The sequence below is a fragment of the Gloeocapsa sp. PCC 7428 genome (assembly GCF_000317555.1).
Taxonomy (GTDB): domain Bacteria; phylum Cyanobacteriota; class Cyanobacteriia; order Cyanobacteriales; family Chroococcidiopsidaceae; genus Chroogloeocystis.
On sequence record NC_019745.1, the window covers coordinates 1,058,116 to 1,071,927 of the forward strand.

Annotated in this window: 17 protein-coding genes; 2 read left to right on the plus strand and 15 right to left on the minus strand. The window is 44.5% G+C overall.

What is annotated here, in order from left to right:
* Positions 1-11: 11 nt before the first annotated feature.
* Together gpmI and GLO7428_RS04675 are read right to left on the minus strand one after the other, a co-directional pair.
* Positions 12-1,613 (minus strand): 2,3-bisphosphoglycerate-independent phosphoglycerate mutase, encoded by a 1,602-nt coding sequence (gene gpmI / locus GLO7428_RS04670; RefSeq protein WP_015187408.1) that lies wholly within the window; start codon positions 1,611-1,613, stop codon positions 12-14.
* Between the two features lie 219 nt (positions 1,614-1,832).
* Positions 1,833-3,521 (minus strand): ABC-F family ATP-binding cassette domain-containing protein, encoded by a 1,689-nt coding sequence (locus tag GLO7428_RS04675; RefSeq protein WP_015187409.1) that lies wholly within the window; start codon positions 3,519-3,521, stop codon positions 1,833-1,835.
* Between the two features lie 514 nt (positions 3,522-4,035).
* On the opposite strand from GLO7428_RS04675, the gene GLO7428_RS04680 reads away from it, so the two are divergent.
* Positions 4,036-4,761 (plus strand): DUF4198 domain-containing protein, encoded by a 726-nt coding sequence (locus tag GLO7428_RS04680; protein WP_015187410.1) that lies wholly within the window; start codon positions 4,036-4,038, stop codon positions 4,759-4,761.
* Positions 4,762-4,820: 59 nt separating this feature from the next.
* Positions 4,821-5,348: a GrpB family protein gene (locus GLO7428_RS04685; RefSeq protein WP_015187411.1), complete on the plus strand. Its 528-nt coding sequence runs from the start codon at positions 4,821-4,823 to the stop codon at positions 5,346-5,348.
* Here GLO7428_RS04685 and prfA read toward each other — a convergent pair whose 3' ends face one another.
* The 13 genes from prfA to secY form a co-directional block, all read right to left on the minus strand.
* A complete protein-coding gene (prfA, locus tag GLO7428_RS04690; protein ID WP_015187412.1) occupies positions 5,349-6,449 on the minus strand; it encodes a peptide chain release factor 1 in 1,101 nt (366 codons plus the stop codon).
* 69 nt (positions 6,450-6,518) lie between these two features.
* Entirely contained in the window at positions 6,519-6,758 is a 240-nt protein-coding gene (rpmE, locus tag GLO7428_RS04695; RefSeq protein WP_015187413.1) for a 50S ribosomal protein L31, read from the minus strand.
* A 104-nt stretch (positions 6,759-6,862) separates the two neighbouring features.
* A complete protein-coding gene (rpsI, locus tag GLO7428_RS04700; protein ID WP_015187414.1) occupies positions 6,863-7,279 on the minus strand; it encodes a 30S ribosomal protein S9 in 417 nt (138 codons plus the stop codon).
* Complete coding sequence (gene rplM, locus GLO7428_RS04705) at positions 7,279-7,734, minus strand: 50S ribosomal protein L13 (RefSeq protein WP_015187415.1); 456 nt, start codon at positions 7,732-7,734, stop codon at positions 7,279-7,281. The genes rpsI and rplM overlap by 1 nt, the downstream gene beginning before the upstream one ends.
* 81 nt (positions 7,735-7,815) lie before the next feature.
* A complete protein-coding gene (gene truA / locus GLO7428_RS04710; RefSeq protein WP_015187416.1) occupies positions 7,816-8,709 on the minus strand; it encodes a tRNA pseudouridine(38-40) synthase TruA in 894 nt (297 codons plus the stop codon).
* An 18-nt stretch (positions 8,710-8,727) separates the two neighbouring features.
* Positions 8,728-9,078 (minus strand): 50S ribosomal protein L17, encoded by a 351-nt coding sequence (gene rplQ, locus GLO7428_RS04715; RefSeq protein WP_015187417.1) that lies wholly within the window; start codon positions 9,076-9,078, stop codon positions 8,728-8,730.
* Between the two features lie 71 nt (positions 9,079-9,149).
* A complete protein-coding gene (locus GLO7428_RS04720; RefSeq protein WP_015187418.1) occupies positions 9,150-10,097 on the minus strand; it encodes a DNA-directed RNA polymerase subunit alpha in 948 nt (315 codons plus the stop codon).
* Positions 10,098-10,298: 201 nt separating this feature from the next.
* Positions 10,299-10,691: a 30S ribosomal protein S11 gene (gene rpsK, locus GLO7428_RS04725; RefSeq protein WP_015187419.1), complete on the minus strand. Its 393-nt coding sequence runs from the start codon at positions 10,689-10,691 to the stop codon at positions 10,299-10,301.
* Between the two features lie 58 nt (positions 10,692-10,749).
* The gene (gene rpsM, locus GLO7428_RS04730) at positions 10,750-11,130 is read right to left on the minus strand and encodes a 30S ribosomal protein S13 (RefSeq protein ID WP_015187420.1); all 381 of its coding nucleotides are present in this window, start codon (positions 11,128-11,130) and stop codon (positions 10,750-10,752) included.
* A gap of 84 nt (positions 11,131-11,214) precedes the next feature.
* Positions 11,215-11,328, minus strand: coding sequence for a 50S ribosomal protein L36 (gene rpmJ / locus GLO7428_RS26445; RefSeq protein WP_015187421.1), 114 nt, complete (start codon positions 11,326-11,328; stop codon positions 11,215-11,217).
* Between the two features lie 107 nt (positions 11,329-11,435).
* A complete protein-coding gene (gene infA / locus GLO7428_RS04735) occupies positions 11,436-11,660 on the minus strand; it encodes a translation initiation factor IF-1 (protein ID WP_006276978.1) in 225 nt (74 codons plus the stop codon).
* A 233-nt stretch (positions 11,661-11,893) separates the two neighbouring features.
* Positions 11,894-12,451, minus strand: a complete 558-nt coding sequence (locus tag GLO7428_RS04740) for an adenylate kinase (protein WP_015187423.1) — start codon at positions 12,449-12,451, stop codon at positions 11,894-11,896.
* The gene (secY, locus tag GLO7428_RS04745) at positions 12,451-13,764 is read right to left on the minus strand and encodes a preprotein translocase subunit SecY (protein WP_015187424.1); all 1,314 of its coding nucleotides are present in this window, start codon (positions 13,762-13,764) and stop codon (positions 12,451-12,453) included. Before secY ends, GLO7428_RS04740 begins: the two co-directional genes overlap by 1 nt.
* Positions 13,765-13,812: the final 48 nt, after the last annotated feature.

The window sequence follows — 13,812 nt, forward strand, 5'->3', positions numbered from 1 at the left end:
GTTACAAGGCTCTATAGTGCTGATTGTACAGGAGTACGTTGACTATGTAAGGTGCTGTACTCGGCTGGTGCGAGCAGCGAGCGTCCAGTCATTTCAAGAGGCTGCGGGATCTGGAGGATTTCCAGAATTGTGGGAGCAATATCACACAGACGACCGCCATTACGTAGCCCTACGTTGCCACCGTACCCTTGTATTTTAGCTCCTTCACCTTCGATTAAGATCAAAGGAACAGGGTTAGTTGTATGCGCTGTCCAAGGATTACCTTGTGGATCGCGCATATATTCAGCATTGCCATGATCGGCAGTGACAATCGCAGTACCACCTGCTTTGCTAACGCTTTCTAACAAACGTCCTAAACAACGGTCAACGGTTTCTAAAGCTTGAACGGTTGCTTCAATTTGACCTGTATGCCCTACCATGTCAGGATTGGCGTAATTGATGACAACCAAGGAATAGACGCCTCGTTCAATCGCTGCGCTAGCAACATCAGTCACGGCTTCTGCTGACATACTAGGAGCGCGATCGTAAGTTGCTACCATCGGACTCATCACCAGTTCGCGTTCTTCACCCTCAAATGGCTCTTCTAAACCGCCGTTGAAAAAGTAAGTGACGTGGGCATACTTTTCTGTTTCTGCCGTGCGGAACTGCTTCATTCCGTGTTCCGAAACGACTTGCCCTAAGATGTTGTTTAAGTTTTGCGGTGCAAAAGCAACTGCTACTGGTAATTCAGGGTCGTATTGGGTAAACGTTACAAAAAACAATTGGCTAATTTTCTCGCGCTCAAAGCCATCAAAATGCGGAGCTACGAAAGCTTGGGTTAGCTGTCTGGCGCGGTCTGGACGAAAATTGAAGAAAATGACGCCATCGCCCGATTCTACGGCTCCTGGTGCGACACGTTGGGGTACGAGAAATTCATCTGTGACTCCCGCATCGTAGGAAGCTTGTAAAATCTCATCCGCAGCACGACCATCACCTTCGCCGTCTTGGGTCATGACATCGTAAGCGAGTTTTACGCGATCCCAGCGGCGATCGCGATCCATCGCGTAATACCGTCCGCTCACTGTGACTATTTTTCCTACACCTAATTTCTCAGTGTAGTCTTGAATAAGCTGAATGACGCCGATACCCTCGGTTGGCATTGTATCGCGACCATCTGTAATTGCATGAATGCACACTTGGGAAATTCCTTGTGCTTTCGCAAAGTCAAGCAGTCCTAGCAGATGATTAACGTGCGAATGAACGCCGCCTTCGGAACAAAGACCGATTAAGTGTAACTTGCCATTTCGTTCGCGAACGTCTTGACACACTTGCAGCAATGCGGGATTTTGGTGGATTGATCCATCTTCTACCGCATCAGAAATGCGCACGAGTTCTTGTGGTACAACGCGTCCCGCGCCAATGTTAAGGTGCCCGACTTCGGAGTTTCCCATTTGACCTTCGGGTAAACCGACTGCTTTACCTGAAGTTTGGATAAGTGTTTTGGGATATGCCTGCCAAAGGCTACTCATTACTGGGACTTTAGCAGCAGCGATCGCATTACCGTCTGCTTCTTCTCGATAGCCCCACCCGTCTAAAATGACTAGCACCACGGGAGCAACAGGTGCTTGGGTCATAACTTTGTTGCCCTTCACTTTTTATGTAATTCACCGCAATGATACCATTGCTACTCGCTGCTGCAAGTAGATTTTTGCTTATTCTTGCAATTATCAGATATTTTTTGCTACTTTGACTACTTTTTTCCGTGGGGATCGCATTTTATGTCATGAACCTTAGATTTTTTGCAGTTAACATTGAAAATCTTATATTTTTCTTTGATCCCCAATAGTATGTGTTTATGATTTTCGTTTTGCAGTTGCTTTTGCAGCTTTCTTTGCGGCTTTTTCCGCTGCGATCGCGGCCAATCGAGCTTGTTCTTTCTCTGCGGCTATTTTCTCCAAATAATAGTGATAATCTCCGTTATACAGCCGAAATTCTCCATCCCGAATCTCGACAATTTTGTTTGCGACCTGAGAGATAAAATATCGGTCGTGTGAAACGACAATCACCGTACCATCATAGTGTTGAATCGCTTCTTCGAGCATTTCCTTTGCAGGAATGTCTAAATGATTCGTCGGTTCGTCTAATATCAATAAATTAGCCGGACGTAACAGCATTTTTGCTAACGCTAGCCGCGCTTTTTCGCCACCACTTAAGGCGACAACTTGCTTGAATACTGTGTCGCCGCTAAACAAAAATCGCCCTAGCAGCGTCCGAACTTCTTCGTTCTTCCAATCAGGAACTTCATCATGAATCGTTTCCATCACCGTTTTGTGAAGTTCTAGCGCTTCTGCCTGATTTTGCTCGAAGTAACCTGGAATAACGTTATGATTTCCTAACTTAACGGTGCCTTCTGAAGGCAACTCTAGTCCCATAATCAAGCGCAGTAAAGTAGATTTACCTGCACCATTGGGACCTAAAAAGGCGATGCGATCGCCGCGTTCGATTAATAGATCCGCACCTAAAAAGAGAATTTTCTCTTCGTAAGTGTGTACCAAGTCTTTGATGACTACAACTTCTCTACCACTGCGGGGTGCTGGCGGAAAGCGAAAGTGAAGGCTTCGTAGTCCAGCGACTGGTGCTTCAATTCGCTCAATTTTTTCAAGTTGTTTTTCGCGGCTTTTTGCTTGAGTACTGCGTGTAGCACTCGCGCGGAAGCGATCGACAAACGTTTGCTGCTTTTCTAGTTCTTTTTGTTGACGTTCGTAGGCGCTGAGTTGTGCAACTTGCGCTTCGGCTTTTTGCTGTAAGTAAGCCGAATAGTTACCTAAATAAGTCGTGGAAACGCCACGTTCGGTTTCGACAATTTGCGTACACAGTCGGTCGAGAAACTCGCGATCATGCGAGACTATCACCATTGGAGTGGTTAAGCTTTTTAAGTAATTTTCCAACCACTCGATAGTTTCTAAGTCAAGATGGTTTGTCGGTTCGTCGAGCAGCAACAAATCTGGCTTTTGCAATAGAATTTTGCCTAAACTCATGCGCATTTGCCAACCGCCACTAAAAGAACTCACTAAGCGATCGCCGTCGGTTGGCTCAAAGCCCATTTCTGGTAAAATCTTCTCGATTTGCGCTTCGAGTCCATAACCGTCTAATGCTTCAAAGGTACGTTGTAGGCGATCGAGCTTGTGAATCAAGCGCTCTAACTCTTCTGGCGTCGCCGTTTCCATATCACGCTGTACATGTACGAGCGATTGTTGCACTTCATTTGCTTGCTTAAAGACTGTCCAAAATTCTTCACGGACAGTGCGCCCAGGATCGACTTCAAATTCTTGTGTAAGATAAGCGACGTGCAAACTTGCTGGACGAATCACTTCTCCTGCTGTTGGTTCAATTTCGCCAGCAATGATTTTGAGTTGAGTCGATTTTCCTGCACCGTTAACCCCTACTAAACCGATGCGATCGCCACTTTTGACTTCCCAATTAACATCTTTAAGCACTTCACCGGTAGGGTAGATTTTACTGATATGTTCTAGTCGCAGCATTCAAAGTCTCCATGCGCAGAAAGGCGATCGCGAGTCGTCGCTTCCAATCGTAACAAAATTTAATCCTAAAATTTGGCTACTACTAAATTGACTGTCCTCTGTTGCCTGCTGACAGTGCCCAATTCTAGCGATCGCCTGCACCTTACCTGAGTAATATTTCAATATCAACTATCAAATTGATAGAGCTTTATAAACAGCAATTATTTCTTTATAGCTTCATCTTCATTTATTCAATAAGTGCTATGGGTAGATATTAAAATTGAGTACAATATGAATAATAAAAACACAATTAAAAAAAGATAAACAGGCATTTAATTTATAAAAATAATTGATTTATATCATTATTTTTGAAGTTTAATTTATTTATTTTACAACTAACAAACAAATGCCCTACCCAGGGATTGTATTGCGATTAACACACGGTTTATTTATAGCTTTAGTGCTTGATTATCATTCCCATAAATAATGAAGTGTATGGGGCAAGTACGCAATACAGACTTATTAGGAAACTCAAATGATCAAGTTTTTAAAAGAGTTAGTGCTAAGTGCAACACTGCTTCCGCTATTGATTCAACCTGCTTTTGCGCATAGTATTTGGATTGACAAAGGGGATAAACCAGGGGAATTAAAGATATTATATGGTCATCCAGAACTTAACGAGATAGACTCCTACGATTCAATTAAGTTCCAAGGGGCTAGAGCTTACGATAAAGCAGTCTTTCCTGTTCAGCTTTCAGTGCAACGCAGATACAACGGTGTTACTCTAGTTCCGCAAGGGAAAATTGTTGCTTTAACGGCTCGCCACAATAATGGCTACTTTGTTGTTAAAGACGATAATTATATCAATGTTTTTCGACCTGATGCACTAGCAGCTAACAACAAACAAACTAATGTTGTTCATACTTATAAGTATGCAAAAGCTTTTTATGAATCATCAGGATTAGTTTCATTGTGGTTTGGTTTACCTTTAGAAATTGTCCCGCAGCAAGATCCTTTTACTGTGGGCGCGGGAGGAACTTTAAAAGTTCTTGTATTATATAGAGGCGCACCACAACAGGGAGCTACTGTAGAATACAGAGGTAAAAAGTTAACAACAAATCAAAATGGTTTTGCGTTTGTGACGCTCGGACAAGGACCATTTCACGTCATTGAATCAGAGTATAGTACCCCTTCACAAGACCCTGCTGCGGATGAAATTGGTCACGCAAGCAGTTTAACAATCGATAAAAGAGGATTTTAATAATTAAATAGGGATAAACACTAGGGGTTTGATAATGCCAAACCCCCATAATTTATTTCATGGATGAAATTATTATTGTGGAATACGATCCCCATTGGTCGCAGCAATTTGAAGCGGAAGCCACAACGATTTGGCAAGTCTTAGGAAATGATTTAGTGACGCGCATTGATCATTTTGGCAGTACAGCGGTTCCTGGATTAGCTGCAAAACCAATTATCGATCTTTTAGTGGGCGTGCATTCTTTAGAAGAAGCTAGGCATAACCTTCCGTTACTAGAAGCATTAGGATATATTTACTGGCAAGAAGATCCCCGTCCTGAGCGAATGTTCTTAGTTAAAGGAATGCCCCCTTATGGTTTACAGCGTACTCATCATCTGCATATAGTTGAGGCAGATAGTGCTTTGTGGGAACGTGTTTTGTTTAGAGATTACTTGCGATCGCACCCCGAAGAAGCCCAACAATATACCGATTTAAAACGTCAATTAGCCAAACGTTTTCAAACAGATCGCGAAGCATATACCCTTGCCAAAAATGACTACATTCAAGCTGTTATGGCAAAGGCGCGCTTCTTCTACAAATTATCTTAACTACGAACTTGTACCAGAAGCAGCTAATTCTGCTAAGCGTTCTTGCTGATCTTGCGAGATGCAAGCTTGAATCATTGGTTCTAAATCTCCCTCCAAAACTGGAGCCAAAGAGAAATTTTGTCCTAAGCGGTGGTCAGTAACGCGATTATCTTTGTAGTTGTAGGTACGGATTTTTTCCGAACGCGATCCTGTCCCGACTTGCGATCGCCGCATCGAAGTAACAGCCTCTTGTTGTTCGCGCAGCTTCATTTCGTACAGCTTGGCTCGCAAAATTTGCATTGCGCGTTCTTTGTTTTGCAGCTGGCTGCGTTCTTCGGTACAGAAAATCCGAATTCCCGTAGGTTTATGGAATAGATCGACCGCCGTTTCCACCTTGTTGACGTTTTGTCCACCCGCACCACCTGATCGCGCTGTGGTCATTTCAATGTCTTTCGGGTCAATTTCAATTTCTACATCATCAACTTCTGGCATCACGGCTACGGTAGCTGTTGATGTATGGACTCTCCCACCTGCTTCAGTTACTGGAACGCGCTGGACGCGGTGGACTCCTGCTTCAAACTTCAGTTTGCTATAAACTTGATCGCCTTGAATTTCTAGTATGGCTTCTTTAAAGCCGCCCATTTCTGCTAGCGATTCGCTAATCAACTTGACTTTCCAGTTTTGGCTTTCTGCATACCGCGAGTACATCCGAACCAAGTCACCCGCCCAAATACTTGCCTCATCGCCACCTGTACCCGCACGAATTTCAAGCATGGTGTTTTTTTCGTCGTTGGGGTCACGTGGTAGCAGCAGGATTTTCAAGCGAACTTCTAGCTGTTCTAGCTGTTCTTCGAGTTCGGCAACTTCCAGCGCTGCCATTTCTTGTAGCTCTGCGTCACCGTTTGCTTCTTTCATAACTTCCCTAGCGCCTACCAACTCGTCTTGAGTTGTTTTCCAGGTTTCATAGGTCGTCACAACTTCTTCTAATGAAGAACGTGCCTTAGCAACTTTCTGATATTCGCCAGGATCTCTCGCAATATCGGGGTCAGCAAGGCGGCGGGTGAGTTCGTTAAAAGTTTGCTCGACAGATTTGAGTTTGTTTAGCAGATAAGTTTCAGGCATAAAGTGCGATCGCTCAAGCAAGATAGTAGAAGGTCACAAAACAGTATCCGGTTCGACTATCTAGCCTGGCTACTTTTTCTTGTCGTCGCCTGTAGAGTCGGCTTCCATCATGCCGTACTTCCGTAAGAAGCGTTCTACTCGACCTTCGGTGTCGATAATCTTTTGCGTACCTGTATAGAAAGGATGGTTGCCTGACCACACATCAACGTGTAGTTCGGGTTTAGTTGAACCAACAGTCGCAACAAGTTCACCATCACAGTAAACTTTTGCCTCAGGATACCACTGCGGATGAATATCAGATTTTGCCATTGTCTGTTTTCTTTGTAATTGCTTATATCTATTGTAGCTTTTAGCCTTCAGCGCTCAGCATATTGACGAGCCACAAACCTCCAAAAGCTGATCGCTGATAATTTTTATCGCTTGGAGAACTGAGGAGCTTTCCGTGCTTTGTGTAAACCGTATTTCTTGCGCTCTTTTGCACGGGGATCGCGCGTTAAATAGCCTTCAGACTTTAGTGGCGAACGGTTTTCTGGATCGAGTTGACACAGAGCGCGGGCGACACCTAAACGAATTGAATCGGATTGTCCGGTTAAGCCACCACCGTGTGCCGTTACTAGGATATTGTATTCATTTTCTAGCCCCAGAGTTTCTAAAGGAGCTTTAGCGACTGCGAGGTAATTCGGGTTGAATTGGAAATACAAATCGCCTGGTTTACCGTTAACAATCATTTGTCCGTCACCAGGAACCAAGCGGACTCTAGCGACGGAAGATTTGCGGCGACCAGTGCCTCTATACATCACGCGATCGCTTGTTGTATCTGTTGCTTGCATTAGTTTTGTTCTCCTGGAATTGTTTGAATTTTAATTTCTTTTGGTTGTTGTGCTTGGTGAGGATGTTCTGCACCTGCGTAAACTTTTAGCTTGGTAAATAATTGACGCCCTAAACTATTTTTAGGCAGCATTCCTTTAACTGCGTGTTCTACAATGCGCTCTGGTAGTCGCGATTGCAGTTGAGCAAAGGTTTCTGTTTTCATCCCGCCAGGACGTCCTGAGTGACGACGATAGAGCTTTTGGCTGCGCTTTTTCCCAGTAACAATCACTTTCTCAGCATTCACAACAATAACAAAGCCGCCTGTATCCATGTGTGGCGTAAATTCTGGTGTATTTTTACCGCGCAAAATCATGGCGATTTCAGTTGCTAATCTGCCCAAGCGCTGGTCAGTTGCATCGACAACATACCACTCGCGTTCGATGGTATCTTGTGCTGGAACATACGTTTTGTTCATGGGTGTTTTCGTGTCCTTTAAATTTCAAATAACAAATAAATCAATGGTGTATGATTTTGTTTACAAGCTCATTTGAAGCATCTAAGTGTTGACATTTGAAGAGAGTACTTGGTCTAGCGCTTGCCTTTGTCCCCCTGCTGAAGAAACGTAGTTTGTATCTGGTAGCACCAACTGAGGTAAGGTGTCATACCAAACTTCTGGAGGAAAAGGAAAATCGCTATAGCCAACGCGGAGTAAGCACAAGCCTTGCGGTGGAGCCGCATATTTCACATTTTCGCGGCGTTGCTGTTGCCAAAGCTCAGTGAATTTCTCAAGTGATAAGCTACCTTTCCCCACATCGACAAGTAATCCTACTATTAACCGTACCATTCCATATAAAAAACCATCTGCTTGAATTTCTATATGGATAAATGGTCCTTGGCGATCGCACGTTACTGCTTGGACTTCTACCCATGAGTGCTTGCGACGCGACCCTGCGCGATGAAAAGCTGCTAAGTGATGTTTGCCAAGTAACGGCTGTAACGCAGCCCGAATCAGATTTTCGTCTAAGTTCGCATAGTAATAATGCCAACTAAACGGCTGAACAAACAAGTTAGGTCGGGCATCGGTATAGAGCGTATAACGATAACGTCGCCACTTGGCATCAAACCGAGCGTGCCAGTCGCTCTTAACAGCAGCAGAACCGCGAATCAAGATGTCTTGAGGAAGATAGCTATTGAGAATTGCTGCCCAACGTTCTGCCGGAATGGGACCTGATGCATCAAAGTGTGCCACTTGTGCAGCAGCATGAACTCCTGTATCAGTACGCCCTGCACCATGCAGTGTGACAGGATAACCGAGTACGCGAGCGATCGCATCTTCGATTTCTGCTTGTACTGTCCTTAATTTTAGTTGCCGCTGCCATCCATGAAAATGAGTACCCAAGTATTGAATGACTAGGGCTACTCGTTTTAGCTCGGATTTTGAGGCAATCATGCAACTATCTCACTGCATCTACACGAGTTCAATAATCGCCATTTCGGCGTTATCGCCTCGACGTGGAACAGTGTGCAAAATTCGCGTATATCCACCAGCCCGACTACCGTAACGGCTAGGTGCTTGTTCAAACAAAGCATGAACAAGTTGTTTGTCATAAATATAGCCAAGTGCTTCTCGACGTGCAGCCAAGGAGCCATCTTTCGCTAAAGTAATCATTTTCTCGGCTTCTGACCGAACTGCTTTAGCGCGAACTGTAGTAGTCGTAATTCGTCCGTGACGAATTAACTCTGTTGTTAATGCTCTCAAAAGAGCGCGACGCTGATCAGCTGGTTTACCGAGTTTGTGAACACGACGACGGTGACGCATGGTGATGTTTACAATTTAAGGTGATGTGCAATGCTGTCTTGAGTTACTGCTAGCAACTTCATAACAGTCAACTACGATGGTTTTGCGGACTTTTCATGCGGTAGCGTGATGCCTAAGCGATCTTGTAAGGCTTCGATGACTTCTTCTGCGGACTTCTGCCCAAAGTTTTTGATTTCTAGCAAATCTTCTTGGGTGTAATCTAATAAGTCTGCGACTGAGTTGACTTGCGCCCGCTTCAAGCAGTTGTAAGCTCTTACAGAAAGCTGAAGTTCTTCGATGGGAATTTGGCTAGTCGGATCTTCATCGGTCGGCGACTCATCTTTCATCGCCTCCAGCGAAATATCTTTGAGTGGGTTAAACAGATCGACCAAAATATTTGCAGCCGACGACAGCGCCTCTTGGGGAGTTAAGCTACCATTTGTCCAAATCTCTAGAATCAAGCGGTCTTTCTGCAACGAACCATCAACGCGAGCATCTTCGACACTATAGTTGACTTTGCGTACCGGCATAAAAATCGAGTCGATTTGGAGAAAGTCTAAAGCAGTAGCTTCATCGCGCCCCCGCTCAACTGTACGATAGCCTTTACCGCGATCAATCCGAAATTCCATTTCGAGTTTCGCACCCTCAGCAACGGTTGCGACGTACTGACTTGGGTCGATAATTTCTACCTCGGATGGAAGGTCGAAGTGTTCAGCTGTTACGGTTGCAGGTCCTGTTACGAGTAAGCGCCCAATTTGCGGTTGCGAAGAGTAGCTTTTAAGAACAATTTCTTTCATGCGCATGAGAATCTCTAGCACATCTTCCCGAACACCTGGAATTGTGGCAAATTCATGACTGACGCCAGCAATCCGAACGGCTGTAATTGCTGTTCCTTCTAGATTAGATAGTAAAATCCGTCTTAACGCGTTACCTACGGTCGTTCCTTGACCGCGATCGAGAGGTTCCAGGACAAATCTACTGTATTGACTCCGATTCTCTAGCGTATTAGACTCGACACATTCAATTTGAAACTGCGCCACGGAGTGACCTCCCTTAGTAATTTAGATGCCAATCTAGGCAAATATGCCTAATTTAAATGCGCAAATGCCTCGTCGCCACTGTTTCATCAACGGCGGCTACCGCAAACGAGACAATGTGCTTTGTCTTTACAAAATGGGTTTTTGGCTTGCCTCAAAAGCTTGCTCAAGCAAAATTTAAGAATGCTGCCGCATTAACTTAAATTAGACTCGACGGCGCTTTGGCGGACGGCAACCGTTGTGAGGAATTGGGGTAATATCTCGAATTAGCGTGATTTCTAACCCTGCTCCTTGCAGTGCCCGAATTGCTGTTTCTCGACCTGCGCCAGGTCCGCTCACCATGACTTCAATTTGACGCATACCTTGGTCAGTTGCTTGTCGGGCTGCACTTTCTGCTGCTGTTTGCGCAGCATAGGGAGTTCCTTTTTTTGCTCCTTTAAAGCCACTCGAACCGGCTGAAGCCCAAGAGATAACGTCGCCGTTTTGGTCAGCAATCGTGACGATACTGTTGTTGAAAGTGGATTGGATGTAAGCAATGCCATTCGGAACATTGCGTTTTTGCTTTTTCGTACCTGATTTTTTCTGTTGTCGCGCCATAATACTAAGAAATAATTGGCTTGGTTTTTCGTGGGAGTTTCACTGAACGAGTTAAGTTTTACTTACCAGGGGCTTTCTTTTTACCTGCTACGGTTTGACGTCTACCACGGCGAGTCCGTGCATTTGTCCGCGTCCGTTGTCCGCGTACAGGTAGACCCATGCGATGGCGACGACCACGATAAGTACCAATATCGACTAAGCGCTTGATGTTCATTGCTTCCAAGCGTCTTAAGTCACCTTCGACTTGATAGTTGCTTTCGATCGCACTTCTTAATGCTGCAACATCGGTGTCGCTTAAATCTTTGACGCGAGTATCTGGATTAACACCCGTTTGTGCCAAAACTTCTTTTGAGCGAGTTAGCCCAATTCCATATATGTAAGTCAGACCGATTTCAACACGCTTATCGCGTGGAAGGTCTACACCTGCAATTCTTGCCACAATGAATTTCTCCCTGTTCCTGCGATCGCTACGATAATGTTTGAAGATGCCTCTAAGGACGTCACACTTGTACTGTGCTAGTGTTTAGCCTTGGCGTTGCTTATGTTTGGGATTTTCGCAAATTACCATTACCCGACCTTTGCGGCGGATAATACTGCATTTTTCGCAGATTTTCTTGACTGATGCTCTAACTTTCATTTTTTCCTTTATTACAAACTCTATATTATATCAATATTTTTATGAGTGAAGCAAGGAGCGAGGAGTGCGCTTATCAGCCAAAAACTGCTGCTAGACTTGAAAGAATGCTATTTCTTGCGCAAACGGTACGTGATTCTTCCTTTTGTTAAATCGTATGGCGTTAGTTCCACTTTGACGCGATCACCAGGTAAAATTTTGATATAGTTACGCCGGATCTTGCCAGAAATGTGTGCTAAAACATTAAAACCATTGTCAAGGTCTACCCGAAACATCGCATTGGGCAATGACTCGGTGACTGTGCCTTCCATCTCAATTAAATCTTGTTTAGACAATTTAAACTTTCCTCAACTCAACACGCTGCTATAAAGTAAAGCAGCTAATCGTATCATCTTCGTTATCGATTGATGACGAGTATTAAAATATCCCAGCATATCATTAATATATCTTATTAAAGATTGACTTGGGATTTGAGATATCAAACCAGAAGCTGGCAGTAAGCGGTAATATTTAATCGTACTAGATGTATTACTGCCAACTGCCATAAGCGCCTTTAAGATACCTTTCTTTAAGAATCAATTACAGCGAGTAATTCCGCAGTAACTTCCTCCAAAGATTGATTACCATTAACAGAGACAAGTTGCTGGCGATCGCGGTAATAGTCGATTAACGGAGCAGTTTGCTCGCGGTACACTTCTAAACGCCGACGAATAACATCTTCGTTATCATCTGCACGACCGCGCCCTAAAAGTCTTGCCATGAGTACATCGTCTGGTACTTCTAAATTGATAACTCGAACATGGCGATCGCTGTGCTTTTGTTGAAGCAATTCATCCAAGAAGCTTGCTTGACTCACCTTGCGCGGAAATCCATCTAAAATCCAGCCGTGCTCAACATCAGGTTCATCGAGCCGTTCCTCAACTAAGTCGTTGACTAATTGATCGGGAACTAATTCACCCCGCGAAACATAATCTTGCGCTTTCACCCCCAAAGGTGTTTGCCTTTGCATTGCTTGGCGCAAAATATCGCCAGTGGAAATATGAGGAATATTCCTGTGATGAGCCAAAGTTTGAGCTTGAGTACCTTTACCCGCGCCAGGCGCTCCCAGGAAAATCAATCGCGTCACTATTGTTTCACCATTCCTTCATAACGTTGGGAAATCACATAAGTTTGAATTTGCTTTGCTGTGTCAATAGCAACACCAACTAGAATGAGCAAAGACGTTGCGCCTAGACCTTGGAAAGTACGAACTTGAGTCGCGCTTTCTACAGCAGTCGGAACAATTGCGACCAAACCTAAAAAGATTGCGCCTAAAAAAGTTAAACGGTTCAAGACGCGTTCGACGTATTCACTTGTAGCTCTCCCAGGACGAATTCCAGGAATCGTAGCGCCCATTTTCTTTAAGTTTTGCGCTAAATCTACCGGATTAACGATTAATGTGGCGTAGAAGTAGCTGAAGAACAGAATTAAAACGAGATAAGCAAGCGCATAAACCCAAGGTGTAGGACCATTGGGGCTAAGATAATTGGCAATTCTTAAGAGAAACTCGTTACGGGTAAAACTCGCCAACGAAGCGGGCAAAATCAGAACAGCAGAAGCAAAAATGATTGGCATAACGCCGCCTTGGTTGAGCCGCAAGGGTAGGTAGCTACGCTGTTCTTGGAAAAAGCGTCGCCCAACTTGTCTACGTGCAGAAATAATCGGAATGCGGCGGGTTCCTTCTTGAACGAAGACAATCCCGACAATCATAACGAGGAAGACTAAGAGCAGAACAACAACGCCGCCTACCGCTTCTCTGCTACCCGTTTGCGCAAATGCGATCGTGTCTCCTAATGCTCTTGGAAGTGAAGCAACAATATTGACAAAAATCAAAAGCGATGCGCCGTTACCAACACCGCGTTCGGTGATTAATTCCGATGCCCACATAATGAACATCGAACCTGCGGTGAGTGCGATCGCCGTTTGAGCAACAAAAATAGGTCCTGGGTTGAAAGCATACGGTTGCAGCCAAAAAGCCGCAATAAAAATACTTTGGAGAATAGCCCAACCTAAGGAAACATAGCGCGTGATTTGGGAAATTTTCCGCCGTCCAGCTTCACCTTCATTTTTCTGAAGATTTTCTAAAGCTGGGATAGCAGCGGTCAATAATTGGATGATAATAGAAGCATTAATGTACGGCAAAATTCCTAGAGCAAAGACTCCCAGCGTTGAAAGTCCGCCTCCAGAAAAGATATCTAAGAAACCGAATAAAGCATTATTGCCAGATTGACTTGCTTGGGCGAACAAAGCGCGATTAATTCCTGGGACAGGCAAAAACACGCCAAGACGAGCCAAAATTAAAATACCAACAGTCACAAGCAGCCGCCTTCGCAAACCAGCTGCTTGTGCCATCTGCATAAAAGTTTCTTGTGCCGTTGGGGCTTTGTCTCTGCTAATCATAAAGAGGTACCTTTTTGGGAATCCAGCTGGGTTTGTTTAAGGTACTCG